The sequence below is a fragment of the Chryseobacterium arachidis genome, assembly GCF_900129245.1.
GTDB classification, from domain to species: domain Bacteria; phylum Bacteroidota; class Bacteroidia; order Flavobacteriales; family Weeksellaceae; genus Chryseobacterium; species Chryseobacterium arachidis.
The window spans coordinates 130580-149188 of the sequence record NZ_FQUT01000005.1 but is presented as its reverse complement, the minus strand read 5'-3'; the positions used below and the strand labels follow the sequence as shown (position 1 = coordinate 149188).

Sequence of the window (18609 nt, the reverse complement as noted above, 5' to 3'; positions counted from 1 at the left end):
TTTTTTCTAAGAATTGAATTGTACAAAATTGTTATACGCAGTTTCCATGTCATTGTGATCGATTTCGTACAATGCTTTTGCCACTGCATCTTTCAAGCCTTCCACTTGGGTCAGATCTGTATCCCAGAAAGATTTTTCTGAAAGTGCTAATTCAGCTACTTTTTCGTAATCTTCATTTGCCCAGATTTCTTTAAATTTAGCAATAATTCCTGCTTCATCATTCAATGGAAGAGCTTTTTCTCCATAACTTCCCTGATAGAATCTGATTAAACTTGCCAAAGAGAACGTAAGATTAACCGGTAATTTCCCGTTAGTTTCAACGTAAGTCAATAAACTTGGCAATACCCTTACTTTAAATTTAGAAACAAAATACAAAGCAATACTCGCCAAATGATGTTTAATGAAAGGATTTCTGAAACGGTCGAAAACTTCTCCCGCAAAATCTTTCAATTCAGTCATATCCAAACCTAAAGTCTGATTGACTTCATTAAAAACAGCATCACTTAAAAAAGTTCCGATAAACTGGTCATCAATCGCTTCTTTTACCAGTTCTTTTCCTGACAAAATCGCAGGAGCCAAGATTAAAGTATGACCACCATTCAGGATTCTAACCTTTCTTAAACGGTACGGCTGAATATCATCAACGACTAAAATCTGTTCGTTAATTTTGTTGAATGGAATTCTTTCGTTTAAATTTCCGGCTTCCTGAATTACAAAAAGTAGGAAACACTCTGAAACAACCATCAGCTGATCTTCGTAATCCAACTGGTCTTCGTAAGATTCTGCATCGTCTTTCGGATAACCCGGAACGATTCTGTCTACTAAGGTGTTATGAAAATAATTATTTTGTTCAATCCATTGCACAAATCCTTCTTCTAAATTCCAAAGTTGTGCATATTTGATGATGATGTCTCTTAATGTAAAGGCGTTGTCTTCGATTAATTCGCAAGGAATAATTCTTAAACCTTTATCTGCGGCTCCATTGAAATGCTTGAATCTTTCATGAAGTAAAACCGCCACTTTCGCAGGGAAATTCTTGTGCGGACCTTCATAAGAAGTTTCCGCTTCATCATAAGCAATTCCTGTTTCTGTCGTATTTGAAAATATAAACTCCAGTTCTTCTTCTTTCGCCAAAGCTAAGAATTCATCGTAGTTTGCATAAGGATTTACCGATTTCTGAATCGCAGAAATGACCTGCTTTCCATCATGGATTTCACCCTTTTTAATTCCTCTTGTGAAAAGTGTATATAAATTGTCCTGCTCTTCCATCTTCTGAATAGAGCCGTTGGGTGTTGCCTGTAAATTGACAATTCCGCCTTTCCAGTCGGTTTCTTTGTTTAATTTATCAATCACATAATCTGTGAATCCTCTCATGAAATTTCCGCCACCGAACTGTACTATTTTGATCGGAAGTTTTTCCTGAGAATTGTTTAATTCACGATTCAATTTTTGTTTTATCTGATTTTCCATCTTTTCTAATATTGTTGCGATTACTTTGGTTTGTTTTAAACGCAAAGGACGCAAAGTTTTCTTTTAAAGCTCGATGTATATTTTTAAGTTCGCAAAGGCGTTTGACTTCGTCGAATCTTCGATTTCACTTAAATAAGACAACAAAGAGTTTTTTATTTACTTTCTATTATACTTTTAACCATTAAGATTTATTAAGTATTTAAGTTTAGTTAAGAGAAATAAATTTCTTAAGATTGCCTTTAATTTGCTCGCAAATTCTTAATATTTCTTAACTGCTAAAATGTTCTTAATGGTTTAAAAATTATTTAATCACTTTATATTTTGGAACCAATGTTTTCATTACTGTCCAGGCGATCAGGTATGCTACGGCGCAGATTGAGAAAATGATCATGTATCCTTTATCAATTCCATCTACGACTACAACTCCTGATTTTTCCAATTGCTCGAAGAATCCGTCCGGTAATCTTTCATTAACATATTGAGGATATTTTTCCAATAAAGGTGTTCCGTCAACCGTTGACCAGGCTTTGTGAGCATGATCGAATAAAACTCCGGAAGATTTGTTGATGATAAAAGAACCGATTCCTCCTGCCATTCCTCCAATTCCGGTGATCGTTGCAATGGCTTTTTTAGGAAACATATCTCCTACTGTCGAGAAGATATTGGCTGACCATGCCTGGTGTGCAGCTCCGGCAATCCCGATGATCAAAACAGGAATCCAGTACGTTGTTCCACCTAAAGGTTGTGCTAAAAGTGCCAACAACGGGAAAAATGCGAAAATCAACATGGCTCTCATTCTTCCTGAATACGCGTTCATCCCTTTCTTTTCCACAAAATATTTTGGAAGCCATCCTCCGATGATAGACAGCAAAGTAATCATGTACAATACGAATAACGGCAGTGCGCTTTGCGTAGAATCCATTCCGTAAACAGAGCTCAAATATGCCGGAGTCCAGAATAAAAAGAACCACCAAACGCCGTCTGTCATAAATTTACCAAAAGCAAATGCCCAAGTCTGTCTGTAGCTGAAACATTCTTTGAAAGTGAATTTTCTTTCCTCAGTCTGAGGTGTAGCTTCTTCAACAACAACCTCTTCCTGATCCTGATTGATATAATTTAATTCATGTTCGTTTACTTTATGATGCTCGTGAGGTTTTTTGTAATAGAAAACCCAAAGTCCCATCCATACAAATCCTAACGCACCAATAATGATAAACGCCCATTCCCAACCCATTGATTTGGCAATGAAAGGAATGGTAACCGGTGCCGCCAAAGCTCCAACCGTCGCTCCCGCGTTCCAGATACTGGTAGAAAATGCTCGGTCTTTTTTAGGGAAATATTCTGCTGTCGTTTTAATTGCAGCCGGAAAATTTCCTGCTTCACCGATGGCCAAAACGAAACGTGCAAAAATAAACAACGTGACACTCGTACTGATAATCGCTGAGGTATTGGAAACTGTTCCTATTAATTCTTTAGAACCGTGAAAACCAGCAAACCAGTTTCCAGTCAGAATTCCTGATGTTGCAATTCCGCAGAATGCATGTAAAACCGCACCGATAGACCAAACTCCGATGGCCCAAAGGAAACCTTTTTTGGTGTCCATCCAATCGACAAATTTTCCTGCGAAAAGCATTCCTACTGCGTAGAAAATGGAAAATAATGCCGTGATATTTCCGTAATCATTATTGTTCCAGTGAAATTCCGGAGCGATGAAATCTTTCCACGTTAATGATAAAACCTGACGATCCAAATAATTGATGGTCGTCGCAATGAACAGTAACGAACATATCGTCCATCTGAATGTACTTGGTTTAAGAGACTTAACCGAACTCATACTTATTTTAGAATTTAGTTACTTTTTTATTGTTTTTAACGCAAAGTCCGCAAAGATTTTTTTAATAAACTCCTGCATATTTTTCGGTCGCAAAGGCGTTTGACTATGTCGAATCTACGATTTCACTCAGCGAAGGCGACGAAGCTATTTATTGCGTAACTTTTTAATTATTATTTTAAAGTCCGGATAATTTCCAACACTTTTTTAGTTTCATTTTCAATGGTTGCGTAATCTTTTGCAGCCATCAAATCTTTGCTTACCAATTTGCTTCCCATTCCTACCGCTGAAACTCCGGCTTTGAACCAGCTTTCTATGCTTTCTTTCGTTGTATCAACTCCACCAGTCGGCATAAATTTCAGATTTGGAAAAACATCTTTAATGGCATTCATAAATCCTGCGCCTAAAGCATTTCCAGGGAATAATTTAATGAAAGTTACTCCTGCTGCTTCTGCAGTGATAATTTCAGTCGGCGTCATACAACCCGGACTGTACAAAACATCTTTTGGAATTAAAAATGCTGCCACTTCAGGCACAAACCCCGGACTGATAAAGAAATCTGCCCCAACTTTGTAATATTCTTCAGCTTGCTGTAAATTTTTAATTGTTCCGATTCCTAAAAGCATTTCCGGCATTTCCGCGTTACGGATTTCTACCATTTTTGTGAAATTACTCAACGCAGATTCGCCACGGCTTGTATATTCTACCGCACGGATTCCTGCTTTGTAAAGCGATTTTAATATGTCTATAGTTACCGTTTCGTCAGCATTGTAATACAGAGGTAAAATCCCCTGATTGATGATGGCATTGGTAACGGTTTGAATTTTTGTCATTTTGTTGAATTATCTTGTTTAAAAATAATTTTTAATGGAATGAAGTCTATCCTTTGGTGTGCTGTATATTTATAAAGAATAAATTTTTAACGCAAAGAGCGCAAAGATTTTCTTTTAAAACTTGATATATTTTTTTCGTTCGCAAAGGCGTTTCACTCAGCTAAGTCCGCTATTTTCTAACTTTAATATATGCATTTGCTAGAAGCTATTAGCAAGAAGCCATCCGCCAGAAGCCAACTACCTTTTGATTCTTCCACCAGAATTTCCAGCCATTACTTCGAGAACATCTTCTGCGCTGCAATAGTTGATGTCTCCTAAAATGGTGTGTTTGATGGCACAGGCGGCGTTTGCGAAATGTAAGGCTTTTTCATCATCGAAGTTTTTTAAGCCATAAATTAAACCTGCTGCAAATGCATCACCTGTTCCGATTCTGTCGACAACTTGGTCTATTTCTAAAAATTTGGTTTCAAAATAGTTCCCGTTAATCAAAGCTCTTCCCTGCGTTTGCTGAGAACTTGCGGTAACACCGATTCTTATTTTGTCGAAAATTTTATGAATGGATGGACATTGTTTTTTCAACTCTTCACAAGCTTCTAAAAATCCGTTTTTGTCTGGTGAAAACTGAGTTCCTAAGATTTCGTTGATTTCATTTACACCACCGATGAAAATGGTTGATAAAGAAACCAATTCTTTCAAAACTTCATTTCCGTTTTTGCCATATTTCCAAAGGTTGGAACGGTAAGCCGGATCTGTTGTAATTTCAATTCCCAATTCACGGGCGGTTTGCAAACCTTCTTTCAAACTTTCATAAGCTGATGCCGAAATTCCCGGACTAATTCCCGTCCAGTGAAAATAGTCGCAACCTTCCAAAGCTTTTTTCCAGTCGATTTTTTCTGCTTCGATGTTGGCAAAAGAACCGTTCAGCCTGTTGTAAGCAATTCTGCTCGCACGAACCGACGATCCTACTTCTAAAAAGTACAGACCTAAAGGATGTTCATTTTTAGAAATAAAATTAGTGTCAATTCCAAAGCTTTTGACAAAAGATAAAGCCGATTCTCCCACAAAATCATCCGAAACAGCGCTTACATGCTTTACTTCACAACCCATTGTTGCCAATGAGGAAGCGACATTAAGCTCAGTACCGCCGAAGAAAAATTCCATTTCATGGCTTTGCTTCATGGTTCTGTTCCCTGGAGGCGAAAGTCGCATGATGATTTCACCGAAAGTAAGTATTTTACCCATAAGTTTTTACTAACCTTAATTTTTTGAATATCTGCTGTTGTTTTAACGCAAAGTTCGCAAAGATTTTCTTTTTAAAACTTGATGTATATTTTTAAGTTCACAAAGGCGTTTGACTTCGTCGAATCTTTGATTTCACTTAAATAAGACCACAAAGAGTTTTTAGATATTCAATTATTTTTATCTAAACCATTAAGATTTTATTAAGGAGTTTAGAAAAATTAAGTTGAGCTTCGCTTTAAGCGTTTTGCTGAATTAAAATATTTGATTTTACCTTAATCAAAACTTAACTTCTTAATAATCCTTAATGGTTTAAAAATATTTTGAATCGCTCGCAGATTTAGCTGATGACACAGATTATTTTAAATCTGCAAAATTTGCTCAATCTGCGAGAGATTTAATTTTATTTAAATTTAAAAATCGAAATAATTTTTGGCATTATGGTAACAAATATCGGAAATAATTTTTCCAACATGCTCCATATCATCAGGCAATTCACCTTTTTTCATTTCTTCGCCAAAAAGATTACACAATACTCTTCTGAAATATTCGTGTCTCGGGAAAGATAGGAAACTTCTGGAATCTGTCAACATTCCAACGAAACAGCTGATTAATCCCATGTTTGAAAGGGCGTTCATCTGCTTGATCATTCCGTCTTTTTGGTCTAAAAACCACCATCCTGAACCGAATTGCACTTTTCCTTTAATGCTTCCATCATTGAAATTTCCAATCATGGTGGCAAAAATTTCGTTGTCGGCAGGATTTAAGTTATAAAGAATTGTTTTTGTTAATTTATCTTTTCCGTCTAAAGCGTTTAACAATTTAGACAAAGTTTCAGCCTGAACAAAATCACCGATAGAATCCCAACCCGTATCCGGACCTAGAATTCTGTGCATTCTTTCATTGTTGTTTCTCAACGCTCCCAAGTGGAACTGCTGAACCCAAGCGAATTTGTGGTAAGCTTCTCCTAAGAATAATAAAATGGCAGTCTTGAACTGATTTACCTGCTTTTCAGCAATCACTTTTCCTGAAATTTTATCGTTGAAAATTGTTGAAACTTCAGCTTCTGTAGCTTCCTCGAAAGAAATATTGTTCAATCCGTGGTCGCAAAGCCTACATCCGTTTTCGTGGAAATATTCGATCCTTTTTAATAAAGCATCGCACAAAGTCTGGTAAGAATTGATTTCAATTCCTGCTGACTCGCCTAATTTAGCAATGTAATCTCCGAAGTTGTGGTTTTCAATTATAATCGCCTTATCAGGGCGGAATGCGGTACTTACTTTAACTTTCCAGTCACTTTTTGCCAAATCCTGATGGTAATTCAAAATATCGATAGGATCTTCCGTTGTGCACAAAGATTCTACATTCATCATTTCCAGCAAACCTCTTGTCGATTTTTCCGGAGTCTGAAGCTGGGCGCTGATGTTGTCGTAAATTTCTGAAGCGTTATTTTCATTTAACAATTCATCAATTCCGAAATATCTTTTCAATTCTAAATGAGTCCAGTGATACAAAGGATTTCTCAAAGTATAAGGAACCGTTTTAGCCCAAGCTTCGAATTTTTCTTTGTCTGAAGCATCTCCGGTGATGAACTTTTCGTTCACGCCCATCGTACGCATTGCTCTCCATTTGTAATGGTCGCCGGCAATCCAAACCTTAGAAATATTCTCGAAAACGGTATTTTCTGCAATATCTTTAGGAATCAAATGATTGTGATAATCGATGATGGGCTGCTTTTCTGCGTAGTTGAAGTATAATTCTTCAGCGTATTTATTCTGTAATAAAAAGTTATCTGTGATAAAAGATTTCATTGTCGTTTGATTCTAATGTTACTCGTTTGAAGGCTTTCCGATGGTTGCCAAAATTCCTCCATCAACGTAAATAATCTGTCCGTTGATAAATTTACTTGCGTCTGAAGCTAAGAAAATAGCTGTACCTGCAAGATCTTCAGGATTTCCCCATCTTCCTTCCGGAGTTCTGCTGATGATAAATTCGTTGAACGGATTTCCGTCCACTCTGATTGGTTCTGTTTGCGACGTTGCAAAATATCCGGGACCGATTCCGTTCACCTGAATATTATGTTTCGCCCATTCTGTTGCTAAATTTTTGGTAAGCATTTTCAGACCGCCTTTTGCAGAAGCATACGCCACTACATTGTCACGACCAAGCTCACTCATCATTGAGCAAATATTGATGATTTTCCCTGATTTTCTTTTGATCATGTGTTTTCCAATTAATTTGGACATGATGAAAGGTCCTGTAAGATCTACATCGATTACTTTTCTAAAGTCTTCAACTTCCATATCGATTGCCGGAATACGTTTGATGATCCCTGCGTTGTTAACAAGGATGTCTATTTTTCCATGAGTAGCTTCCATTAAGGCTACTTTCTGAGCGGCTTCCAGTTCGTCGGTTACGTCAAAAATATATCCTGTTGCTTTGTATCCTTTAGAATGATAATAATCAAGCGCTTCGTCTAGTTTTGACGGTGTTGTACTTGTGATGGCCAGTTCAGCTCCTGCAGCGGCAAGACCTTCAGCCATTGCCATTCCTAATCCGTGAGTTCCGCCTGTAACAACGGCAACTTTACCGGATAAATCGAATAAATTCATGTGAAAAAATTACTTTAATTCGTTTGTTTTAACAGCGTCCATATCGCCATAATCCATATTTTCTCCTGCCATTCCCCAAATAAAGGTGTAGTTGGAAGTTCCAACACCTGAGTGAATCGACCATTCCGGAGACAATACCGCTTCATTGTTTTTCATAAAGATATGACGTGTTTCATTTGGCTGACCTAAGAAATGGCTTACCGCCTGACCTTCTTCCAGATCAAAATAGAAATAAACTTCCATTCTTCTGGTATGCGTGTGAGAAGGCATGGTGTTCCAAACGCTTCCCTCGTGCAGTTCGGTCATTCCCATTTGTAGTTGGCAGGTTTCCAGTACGCTGTTCACTATCAGTTTATTAATTGTTCTTCTGTTTGCGTATTTTGTTTCGCCTAATTCTACAATTTCAGCTTCGTTTTTGGTGATTTTCTTTGTAGGATAAGAATGATGAGCCGGTGCAGAGTTGAAATAGAATAAAGCCTGACCTTCATTTCCGTTTTCAAAAACAACATCCTTTGCTCCTTTTCCGATATACAAAGCTTCCTTATTTCCCAGTTCGAAAACTTCACCATCAACGGTTACCTTTCCGGCCGAACCTACGTTGATGATTCCCAATTCTCTTCGGTCTAAGAAATTTTCAGCTTTCAGATCGTCTGTCGGCTCCAGTTTTAATGCGCTTTTTACAGGCATTGCACCACCAACAATCATTCTGTCGTACATAGAATATACAACGTTAATCTGCTCTTCATTAAACAAATTATCGATCAGAAAATCTCTTCTTAAGTCCTCGGTTGTATATTTTTTTACATCTTCCGGATGATGAGCGAAACGAAACTCTGAATTTGTCATACTACTTTTTCTTTTTGCGGTTTTACCAAAACCTGTTAAATATTGCGTAATCGATTGCATAAAATTACACTAAAATATAATAGAATACCTGTGGGTTAAATATATAATTATTCTTCAATTACTTAACAAAAAATTAATTTTAATTAATAATTAACTGAAAATCAAATCATAAAAATTAAAACAGGATGAAAAACAAGAATATTTTTAGAATAAATTGAGGATATATATTAACCAAAATTAATACTTAACTCTACTTTAAATATAAAATCGTGCCAAAAAGTGGAGAAAAATGCACTGTTGATTTAGCAAAAATAATTAACAATTCCCACACATACCATATATATTGCAGTTATTTATTATCGATTAAAAAATTGAGCCGAAATTACTTTCAAAAAGATGACAAAAATCAGGAAACCGAACCGTTTTTTCTTCTTGAATGAGATTTTGGGGAATTTTTCAACAAGAAAAAATAGATTTTTTTAAGAAATTTTTAAGTTTTTGATGTGTATTTAATGTTAAAATTAAAAATTTATCAACAATATCACTCAACAATTTAAAAAATTTCAAACAATTAATTTTCAATTAATTACAAAAATCTAACAAACGTAAGTTTTACAAAAAAAACAATTTTAAGTCACCAAATTAATGAAAAAATAATATTTTTTTCTTTGTGTAATAAAAAATAATATTAGTTTAGGAGCCAAGATATTTTATAATAAAAAATCACGCAATCGATTGCACTTTGAATTGTGTAGATTTTGAAAATATTTTCCACTAAAATCTAAAGAATACTTAAATCCACCAAAAAGACAAAGATTGAAAAAACTTTCAACCAAAATTAAAACTATAAGGATACAAAATGGATAAAAAAGTACAGTCAATAAAGTGGTTATATTTAACTGTTTTTCTACTTCCTGTCCTTGCAATGGCTCAAGAAAAAGAGACCAAAAAGGAAAAAGAAACCAAGATCGACGAGGTGGTTCTGGTGGGATATACCAAAGTTTCCAAAAAAGACGTTACCAATTCCGTTGCTTCCGTAAAAGCAGACGCTATCAAAGATATGCCATCCACAAATGCTGCTGAAGCTATACAGGGAAGAATGGCCGGAGTACAGGTTTCGCTGAGTGAAGGTTCGCCGGGAGCTGATGTGGATATTGTCATCCGGGGAGGTAACTCGATCACGGGGAGTAATGCACCGCTCTATATCGTGGACGGAGTACAGATGGATAATGCCCTTTCTATTTTATCACCCAAAGAGATCGAATCTATTGAGGTGCTGAAGGATGCCTCTTCTACTAACATTTACGGAGCGAGAGGAGCAAACGGGGTGGTTCTGATCACTACAAAAGGAGGCCGTAAAAGAGCCAAAACATCCATCAACTACAATGGATTTTTAGGTGTAAGAAAAATACAGAACACGATTGATGTATTAGACCCCTATCAATATGTTCTTTACCAGTACGAGGTGTACAACAAAGGTGGCGTGCAGACAGACATTGATGCTTTCAAAGCCAGATATGGAACTTATGAAGAGCTTTCTAAATACAAAGATGTAAAAAAGAGAGATTGGCAGGATGAAGTATTCGGAAGAGAAGCGTTCAACTTTACGCACAATCTTGCCATAACGGGAGGATCTGATAATTCATCATTTTCATTATCATTGAATAATGTACAGGAAGACGGAATTATGATCGGTTCCGGTTTTAAAAGAAATATGGCAAACTTCAAGTATGATTACGACCTTTCGAAGAAAGTAAGCATGAGCCTGAACGCCAGATACAGCAGACAGACGATTTTCGGAGCCGGAACTTCTTCCACTGGTTCACAGGGAACGAACAGATTGAGAAATGCTGTGAGGTATCAGCCATTCGAAGGAGGGTCTAATGTAAACGTAGATGATTTCGATCCTCTATTTGCCAATGAAACCAATCTTGTAAATCCGGTTCTTTTAGCGAATAATGAGATTAAAGAAAATGGAAGAAATGACTTGTTATTAAACGGAACTTTAGAATATAAAATCAGCAAAGATTTTACTTTCAGAAGTGTGATTGGATATTTGCAGAGAGATGAATTCATCAATCAATTCTCAGGAACAGTGACGTCTGTTGCAAGACAGAATAATGATCAGCCTGTTGTATTTTTAAGCAAAGCTCAGACAAGAAGAATTACAAATACCAATACTTTAAATTACAAAAAAACATTTGGAAATCACAAATTGGATCTATTAGTCGGTCAGGAAATTGTAAAAACTGATGGTGAATCAACGGCAATGACTATCAAATGGTTTCCAAAATCTATAACTGCGGAAGAAGCATTTGCTAACATTCAGTCGGCATCTCCGCCTGCCGGATTGGTACAGGATGCGCCGAGAGCCGGAAGAAACCCTGATCGTTTAGCTTCATTTTTTGGTAGAGCCAACTATATCTTCAAAAACAAATACATCCTTACCGCTTCCATGAGAGCCGATGGATCCAGTGTTTTCGGACCTGGAAACAGATGGGGATACTTCCCGGCAGCTTCTGCAGCGTGGAAAATTACTGAGGAAAATTTCTTAAAAGACAGCCAGACAATCAGCGAATTAAAACTTCGTTTAGGATACGGTCTTTCCGGAAATAACAGGATCGGATCTTTCTTGTATGATACATTCTTTATAACATCATCCGATTACGGATATGCGTTCGGAACTAATGTAACACCGGGTGCTACAACAGGAAATATTTTGGCTAATAAAAATGTAACCTGGGAAAAAGCCACTTCAAAAAATATTGGTTTGGATTTCGGATTGTTTAAAGGAAGAGTTTATGGTGCAATCGATTTATATCAGACTGACACCAAAGATCTTTTACTTTTAGCACAAATTCCTAAAGACAGAGGCTACGAGTATCAGTATCAAAACTCTGGAAGTACAACCAATAAAGGGATTGAATTCTCAATTGGGACTGCAATTATCAACAAAGATAATTTCACGTGGAAAATGGATGCCAATATCTCATCCAACAAAAACACCATCAAAAGCTTAGGAAATAGCGCTTCTCCAAGTGCTTTCTCTTACCTATATCCTTCCGGATGGCAAAACAGTTTGAATGATTTCCTGGTACAGGTTGGAAAACCAGTAGGAACTTTCTGGGGATATGTAACTGCCGGGAGATATGAAGTAAGTGATTTCGATTATAATCCTACAACACAGGTTTATACGTTGAAAGCAGGTATTCCAAGTTCTGCATCTGCGGCAAACGGAGCAAAAGCAATACAACCGGGAGATCTTAAACTTGCAGATCTGAATGGTGACGGAATTATTGATAATAAGGATATGACAGATTTAGGAAATGCTCAGCCTAAATTCTATGGTGGTTTCAGCCAGACTTTCCGTTACAGAAACTGGGATATGAGTATGATGTTCAATTTCTCGGTTGGAAATAAGGTGTATAATGCCAATAAAATCGAATATTCAACACAATATTTATACAGAGACAATAACATGTTGGCGGAAGTTGCCGACAGATGGAGATGGTTTGATGACGCCGGACAGAAAGTAAACGATCCGACTGCCCTTGCAGCCTTGAATGCCAATACAACAGGATGGACTCCGCCTGCAGGTGCCTATTTCTTACATTCGTATGCTATTGAAGACGGTTCTTTTTTAAGATTAAATAACGTAACCATCGGTTATTCTTTAGGAAAAGATTTTACCAAGCAATTAGGTCTTTCAAATTTCAGATTGTATTTTACGATGAACAATGTATTTACAATTACCGGATACTCTGGATATGATCCGGAAGCCAATACAAGAAGAAATCCTTTAACACCTGGAGTAGATTACGCTGCATATCCTCGCAGCAGATTTATCTTATCCGGAGTTGATATCACTTTTTAAACCCTAATATTATGAAGAAAAATAAATTTTTAGCTATTCTATTTTCCATTGCAGGATTAATATCTTTAAATTCATGCGAACAATATCTGGATGTAGAAAGTTTATCAAATACTGCTGAAGCACAGCAATTCGACTCCGCTTCCGATACTTTTTCAGCTTTGGTGGGAGTTTACAATGCCAGCATGGGAGACAATACCTACGGGCAAAGAATGAACCTTATCCTTACGCAATCCGGAGACGATTTAAGAACTTCCGGCGACTATAATGCCAATGACAGAAGAGGAATCAGCTGTTTTGGGGCTATCCCAACAAATACAGAACTTCTAAGACCCTTTCTTGATACTTATGCAGGTATTGAAAGAGCGAATCTTGTGATTAAAAACATCCCGCTTTCACCAGTTATGCAAACTGGCTCTGCAGCTGATAAGGTTTTAATGAACAGATATTTAGGAGAAGCTTTAACGTTAAGAGCTCAGTTTTATTATGATCTAATTAAAAACTGGGGAGACGTTCCTTTTCAGATCGTTCCTTCGGCAGACTTGACGGATTTATATCTTCCAAAAACAGACAGAGATATAATTTATGAACAAATTCTTGATGATTTATTAAAAGCAGAAAGTCTTGTTCCATGGAGATCTGAAGGTGGTACAACCGCTCAGAGAATTTCAAAAGGAGCTGTAAAAGGTTTAAGAGCTAGAATTGCTTTGGCAAGAGCAGGATATTCATTGAGAAGAGCTCCACAGCAAATGTTGCAGGGTTCAAATCCTCAGAAATATTATCAGATCGCTTATGATGAGTGTAAAGATATTATTAATTCTGGTCAGCATCAGCTAAACCCGAACTACGAAGGATTGTTCAGATCATTGCATACCAATTCCCAGGATGCAACAAATGAGGTGATTTATGCCATTGGAGCATTCGGAGGAAACTCAAGAACGGACAGTAAAATCGGTTACTACAACGGTTTGAGACACGATGATACAGACTGGAAATCTTCAGGAGGAATCAACGCAATTCCTGTATATTTCTATGAGTTTACGAAATATGATTTAAGAAGAGACGTTAACATCGCTATCTTCAGAGTAAATACAACTAAACAGGAAGAACTTCAGACCTCTATCAACTGGAATGACGGTAAATTCAGAAAATCTTGGTCAAATATTACAGGAACTTCTCAGAACTTGGGTATCGACTGGCCTTTACTGAGATATTCCGACATTCTTCTTATGTTTGCAGAAGCAGATAACGAACTTCACAACGGACCTTCCGCAGATGCCATCAACGCCGTGATGTCGGTAAGACAGAGAGCTTACGCAGGCAATTTAGGACAAGTGGGAACGATTCCTACAGATAAAACAGGATTCTTCAATTACATCGTAAAAGAAAGACAGTTGGAGTTTGGTGGTGAAGGACTTAGAAAATATGACCTTATCCGTTGGAATTTACTGGAAACTAAAATCAATGAAACAAGAACAAAGCTTACCCAGTTCATGAACGGTACAGGAGCTTATGCGAACGTTCCTGAATATATTTTCTATAAAAAAGTAGCGTACGACAAGACAAAAACGGCTCAACAGAACGTTTCGGACATCGATTTCTACACAACAACAGGAGTTGCAAAGGCAGACGTATTCTACAGCCCGAATCAGAGTGTGACGACACCTTCTGGTTACACAAAGGTCAACTGGAGATTGGCAATGACTCAACCGTACATCAGTGGTGATCCGGTAAAGAGCTATGCCTATTATTTCCAGCCTAATAAAAAGGAATTGCTTCCATTAGCATTAGATGTTGTAAATTCTAACTACAATCTTACCCAGGATTATGGTTACTAGATAAAAAATTTCACATTCATATCAAAGGAATACAGGCTTCTTCCGTAAAAAGAGGAGTCTGTATTTTAACTAAAAATTTTTCAATGAAAACTTCCGCTTTTCTTAAAAATTTCACATCACTTTCAATCTTTTCAATCATTTTGTTAAGTATTCTTTCTTTTAAAACTGCTGATAAAACGATCGTGGTTTCAAAAGACGGAAAAGGCCACTTCACAACAGTACAACAAGCCATTGATGCGGTTGAAAACAGTTCTTCTACAAGAACAAAAATTTTAATTAAATCTGGAACTTACAAAGAAAAAATTACTATTCCCGAAACTAAAGGTGCAATTTTACTGGAAGGAGAAAATCCTCAAAATACCATCATTACTTTTGATGATTTTGCTTCAAAAAAAAATTCTGAAGGAAAAGATATCGGAACAACAGGTTCTTCAACAATTTTTATTTACTCTAATGATTTTACCGCGAAAAATATTTCGTTTGAAAACAGTTCAGGAAGAGTCGGACAAGCCGTTGCTGTTTTGACTTCAGGCGACAGAATTGCTTTTGAAAACTGCCGATTTTTAGGAAATCAAGATACTTTATACTTGAAAGGCGTCCAAGATTCTCCAGACAAAACAAAAGCTTCAAGAAACTATTTTAAAAACTGCTACATCGAAGGCACCACCGATTATATTTTCGGAGCCGGAACTGCCGTTTTCGAAAACTGCACAATTTACTCAAAAGAAACGGCAAGCTACGTTACAGCCGCTTCTACTCCACAGGAAAACGAATTTGGATTTGTTTTTATTAATTCTAAAATCATTGGTAATGCAAAGGAAAATTCGGTCTATTTGGGAAGACCTTGGCGACCTTTTGCAAAGACCGTTTACATCGACTGTAAAATCAATTCAACAATAAAACCGGAAGGTTGGCACAATTGGAGCAAACCCGATGCAGAAAAGACAACTTTCTATGGAGAATATAATTCAAAAGGAAGCGGAGCGAATATTTCAAAAAGAGTTTCCTGGTCGCATCAATTAACAAAAGAAGAAAGAAAAAAATACACGATAAACAATATTCTTAAAGGAAAAGACAACTGGAACATCAAAAAAAGTTTGAAATAAATTTAATCTAAACCTCAACAACACCAAAAAATTTTCAATCATGAAAAAACACTTCACAAAGCTCTTCACGATAGGAATTTTATGTGGTATTTACACAATTATTAACGCTCAAAATGTGTTAAGTTTTCCTGGTGCAGAAGGTTTCGGAAGATATACGACAGGTGGTCGTGGCGGAAAGGTTTATTTTGTAACTAAATTGACAGATGATAGTTCGGAAGGAACTTTGAGGTATGCTTTAGAACAAAAAGGAGCGAGATACGTTGTGTTTAAAACAGGAGGAACTATTTATTTAGAATCTCCTTTAAAAATAAAAGAAGGCAATGTTACCATTGCCGGACAAACCGCTCCCGGAGACGGAATTACCGTTGCCAATTACGAAACTTTTGTAGGCGCAGACAATGTGATCATACGTTATATGCGTTTCAGAATGGGTGATCAGAAGAATTTCGAAGGAGATGCATTAGGCGCAAGATTCATTAAGAATTTGATGGTCGATCATTGTTCGATGAGCTGGTCAACAGACGAAACTGTTTCCATTTATGCCAACGAAAATACGACGCTTCAATGGTGTGTGATTGCAGAAAGTCTTCGAAATTCAGTTCATCAGAAAGGCGCTCATGGATATGGCGGAATCGCAGGTGGAAAATTTGCATCATTCCACCACAACCTTTATGCAAACCATGACAGTAGAAATCCACGATTGGGAGAGTATGCAGGAAGTAAATTTGCGTTGACTGATTTAACGGATTTTAGAAATAATGTCATTTACAATTGGGGACACAACAATATTTATGGCGGCGAAGGGATGAATGTAAATATTATCAATAATTATTATAAACCGGGACCGGCAAGTTTAAATAAAAAAAGAATTGCAGCTATTGATAAAAATCAAAAGCCTGACACAGAAGTTTATAATATATGGGGAAAATATTACATCAGTGGAAATGTAATCGAAGGAAATCCTGAAATATCAAAAGACAACTGGACGCAGGGAGTTTTTGCACAAATGAAAACTTCCTATAATGTAACGGAAAAAGACAAAAATTCAATAAAAATAAATCAGCCTCACGATATTCAGAATAATGTAAAAACAGATTCTCCCAAAGAAGCTTATGATAAGATTTTGCAGATCGGAGGAGCAAGTTTTATAAGAGATGCAATCGATTACAATATTTTAAAAGATGTAAAAAACGGAGGTTTTACATACAAAGGTTCGAAAGGAAGTACCAATGGAATCATCGATTCTCAAAATGATGTCGGCGGTTTTCCCACCTTAAAACAAGGAATACCTCTACCCGACTCTGACAACGACGGAATGCCTGATGAATGGGAAATTAAACATCAATTAAATCCAAAAGTAGCTAATGCTAACGGGCGAGATTTAGATAAAAATTACGATAATATTGAAGTATATTTTAACGATATTGTTAACAATATAACTGAAAAACAATAAATAATAACCATGAAAACTTATTTGTAAACATCAGTTATATTAGATAAATAATATGAAACTTGAACAATTTTAGATAAAACAATCAACTTTAAAATTAAAACAAATGAATTTCATTAATCATAAAATAAAAGCATACGCTGTTGCAATCTTAGGTTCAGGAATGTTCTTGGCTTGTGCCCAGACAAAAACAGCAGCCTTTTCAAAACCGGCGACAGAAACTTCCAAGTCAGGAAAAGTAGTTCCAACCAACTTAAAATGGTCTGAAAGAATGATGCTTTCTGAAATGCACCGTTTTCCGCAAGCCTGGATGCTGGATTTCAGTAAAAGTCCAAAATGGACCTATCCATCCGCAATTGTTTTGGATGGCGCAGAAAAATTATATGCCAAAACGGGCAAAAAAGAATATTACAACTATATCAGCGATTTTGGTAAAGATTTGATTAAAGAAGACGGAACAATTCTTACCTACGACCTTGATAAGTACAACATCGATATGCTGAACAGCGGAAACGTTCTTCTTTATTTATATGAAAAAGAGAAAAAAGATAAATATTTAAAAGCACTTCAAACGTTACGTTTACAAATCGACGGACAACCAAGAACCAAAGAAGGATCTTTCTGGCATAAAAAAATCTATCCGTATCAGGTTTGGCTGGACGGCTTGTACATGGGAATGCCTTTCTACACGCATTATACAAAAGATTTCGTAAAGGGTGCAGATGCTCAGAAAGCGTATGATGATATTGTTTTCCAGTTTGAGTCTGTTCAGAAAAATATGTTAGATAAAAAAACCGGACTTCTTTATCATGGCTGGGACGAAAGTAAAGAGCAGGCTTGGGCAGATAAGGAGACCGGGCTTTCACCTAATTTCTGGGGAAGAGCAATGGGCTGGTACGGAATGGCAATGGTAGACGTTCTGGATTATTTACCAAAAGACCATCCGGGAAGAGCAAAATTAATTTCTTATATAAAATCTTACGCCGATGCAGTAATTAAAGTTCAGGATAAAAAATCAGGGCTTTGGTATCAGATTCTGGACAAGCCTTTGGAAAAAGGAAACTATGAAGAAGCAACAGCATCCGCAATGTTTGTTTATACCATCATTAAGTCTGTTAACGAAGGTTACCTTCCAAAATCGTACAAAGCTGCTGCTAAAAAAGGGTATGACGGAATTATCAAAAATTTAATTACAGTAGATGAAAACGGAGTGGTAAACTTAAATAAATGCTGCGCCGTTGCCGGATTAGGAGGAAAACCTTACAGAGACGGTTCATATGAATATTATGTAAACGAAGAAATCCGTTCCAACGACGGAAAAGGAACAGGACCATTCATTTTGGCAAGTTTGGAATTTGAAAAATAATACTTTAAAACCATTAAGAAGAATTAAGAAGTTAAGATTCATTTAGTTTAAAATTTATGATTTTATTAAGTTAATTACTTAAAGCGAAGCTCACCTTAATTTTTCTAAACTCCTTAAATCAAATCTTAATGGTTAAAAAATAAATAT

The 18609-nt window shown here is 36.5% G+C and carries 12 protein-coding genes; 5 read left to right on the top strand and 7 right to left on the bottom strand.

The annotated features are described in order from the left end of the window. Window positions 1–6: 6 nt before the first annotated feature. The 7 genes from BUA89_RS11395 to kduI form a co-directional block, all read right to left on the bottom strand. A complete protein-coding gene (locus BUA89_RS11395; RefSeq protein WP_072957570.1) occupies window positions 7–1470 on the bottom strand; it encodes a tagaturonate reductase in 1464 nt (487 codons plus the stop codon). 301 nt (window positions 1471–1771) lie between these two features. Then, window positions 1772–3304, bottom strand: a complete 1533-nt coding sequence (locus tag BUA89_RS11390; RefSeq protein WP_072957566.1) for an MFS transporter — start codon at window positions 3302–3304, stop codon at window positions 1772–1774. Window positions 3305–3474: 170 nt separating this feature from the next. Beyond that, window positions 3475–4134, bottom strand: a complete 660-nt coding sequence (locus tag BUA89_RS11385) for a beta/alpha barrel domain-containing protein (protein ID WP_072957563.1) — start codon at window positions 4132–4134, stop codon at window positions 3475–3477. A 237-nt stretch (window positions 4135–4371) separates the two neighbouring features. After that, window positions 4372–5376 carry a sugar kinase gene (locus BUA89_RS11380; RefSeq protein ID WP_072957560.1) on the bottom strand — a complete coding sequence of 335 codons (1005 nt, stop codon included), beginning with the start codon at window positions 5374–5376 and terminating at the stop codon, window positions 4372–4374. 410 nt (window positions 5377–5786) lie between these two features. Continuing rightward, on the bottom strand, window positions 5787–7184 hold the full coding sequence (uxaC, locus tag BUA89_RS11375; RefSeq protein WP_072957556.1) for a glucuronate isomerase: 1398 nt from the start codon (window positions 7182–7184) through the stop codon (window positions 5787–5789). Between the two features lie 18 nt (window positions 7185–7202). Continuing rightward, a complete protein-coding gene (locus tag BUA89_RS11370) occupies window positions 7203–7985 on the bottom strand; it encodes a gluconate 5-dehydrogenase (protein WP_072957552.1) in 783 nt (260 codons plus the stop codon). Window positions 7986–7994: 9 nt separating this feature from the next. After that, window positions 7995–8831: a 5-dehydro-4-deoxy-D-glucuronate isomerase gene (kduI, locus tag BUA89_RS11365; protein ID WP_072957968.1), complete on the bottom strand. Its 837-nt coding sequence runs from the start codon at window positions 8829–8831 to the stop codon at window positions 7995–7997. 859 nt (window positions 8832–9690) lie between these two features. Between kduI and BUA89_RS11360 the strand changes: the two genes are divergently transcribed. The 5 genes from BUA89_RS11360 to BUA89_RS11340 all read left to right on the top strand — a co-directional run bounded on the left by BUA89_RS11360 (window position 9691) and on the right by BUA89_RS11340 (window position 18462). After that, entirely contained in the window at window positions 9691–12705 is a 3015-nt protein-coding gene (locus tag BUA89_RS11360) for a SusC/RagA family TonB-linked outer membrane protein (protein ID WP_072957549.1), read from the top strand. An 11-nt stretch (window positions 12706–12716) separates the two neighbouring features. Continuing rightward, the gene (locus BUA89_RS11355) at window positions 12717–14540 is read left to right on the top strand and encodes a RagB/SusD family nutrient uptake outer membrane protein (protein WP_072957546.1); all 1824 of its coding nucleotides are present in this window, start codon (window positions 12717–12719) and stop codon (window positions 14538–14540) included. A gap of 83 nt (window positions 14541–14623) precedes the next feature. Then, the gene (locus tag BUA89_RS11350) at window positions 14624–15646 is read left to right on the top strand and encodes a pectinesterase family protein (RefSeq protein ID WP_072957542.1); all 1023 of its coding nucleotides are present in this window, start codon (window positions 14624–14626) and stop codon (window positions 15644–15646) included. A 40-nt stretch (window positions 15647–15686) separates the two neighbouring features. Next, entirely contained in the window at window positions 15687–17099 is a 1413-nt protein-coding gene (locus tag BUA89_RS11345) for a pectate lyase family protein (RefSeq protein ID WP_072957539.1), read from the top strand. Window positions 17100–17202: 103 nt separating this feature from the next. Beyond that, window positions 17203–18462: a glycoside hydrolase family 88/105 protein gene (locus BUA89_RS11340; protein WP_072957536.1), complete on the top strand. Its 1260-nt coding sequence runs from the start codon at window positions 17203–17205 to the stop codon at window positions 18460–18462. The last annotated feature ends 147 nt before the right edge of the window (window positions 18463–18609 follow it).

Coding starts and splice junctions, on each gene's coding strand:
- uxaC (WP_072957556.1), bottom strand. CDS start 7,184: ATGAAATCTTTTATCACAGATAACTTTTTATTACAGAATAAATACGCT.
- BUA89_RS11340 (WP_072957536.1), top strand. CDS start 17,203: ATGAATTTCATTAATCATAAAATAAAAGCATACGCTGTTGCAATCTTA.
- BUA89_RS11355 (WP_072957546.1), top strand. CDS start 12,717: ATGAAGAAAAATAAATTTTTAGCTATTCTATTTTCCATTGCAGGATTA.
- BUA89_RS11360 (WP_072957549.1), top strand. CDS start 9,691: ATGGATAAAAAAGTACAGTCAATAAAGTGGTTATATTTAACTGTTTTT.
- BUA89_RS11385 (WP_072957563.1), bottom strand. CDS start 4,134: ATGACAAAAATTCAAACCGTTACCAATGCCATCATCAATCAGGGGATT.
- BUA89_RS11350 (WP_072957542.1), top strand. CDS start 14,624: ATGAAAACTTCCGCTTTTCTTAAAAATTTCACATCACTTTCAATCTTT.
- BUA89_RS11395 (WP_072957570.1), bottom strand. CDS start 1,470: ATGGAAAATCAGATAAAACAAAAATTGAATCGTGAATTAAACAATTCT.
- kduI (WP_072957968.1), bottom strand. CDS start 8,831: ATGACAAATTCAGAGTTTCGTTTCGCTCATCATCCGGAAGATGTAAAA.
- BUA89_RS11390 (WP_072957566.1), bottom strand. CDS start 3,304: ATGAGTTCGGTTAAGTCTCTTAAACCAAGTACATTCAGATGGACGATA.
- BUA89_RS11370 (WP_072957552.1), bottom strand. CDS start 7,985: ATGAATTTATTCGATTTATCCGGTAAAGTTGCCGTTGTTACAGGCGGA.
- BUA89_RS11380 (WP_072957560.1), bottom strand. CDS start 5,376: ATGGGTAAAATACTTACTTTCGGTGAAATCATCATGCGACTTTCGCCT.
- BUA89_RS11345 (WP_072957539.1), top strand. CDS start 15,687: ATGAAAAAACACTTCACAAAGCTCTTCACGATAGGAATTTTATGTGGT.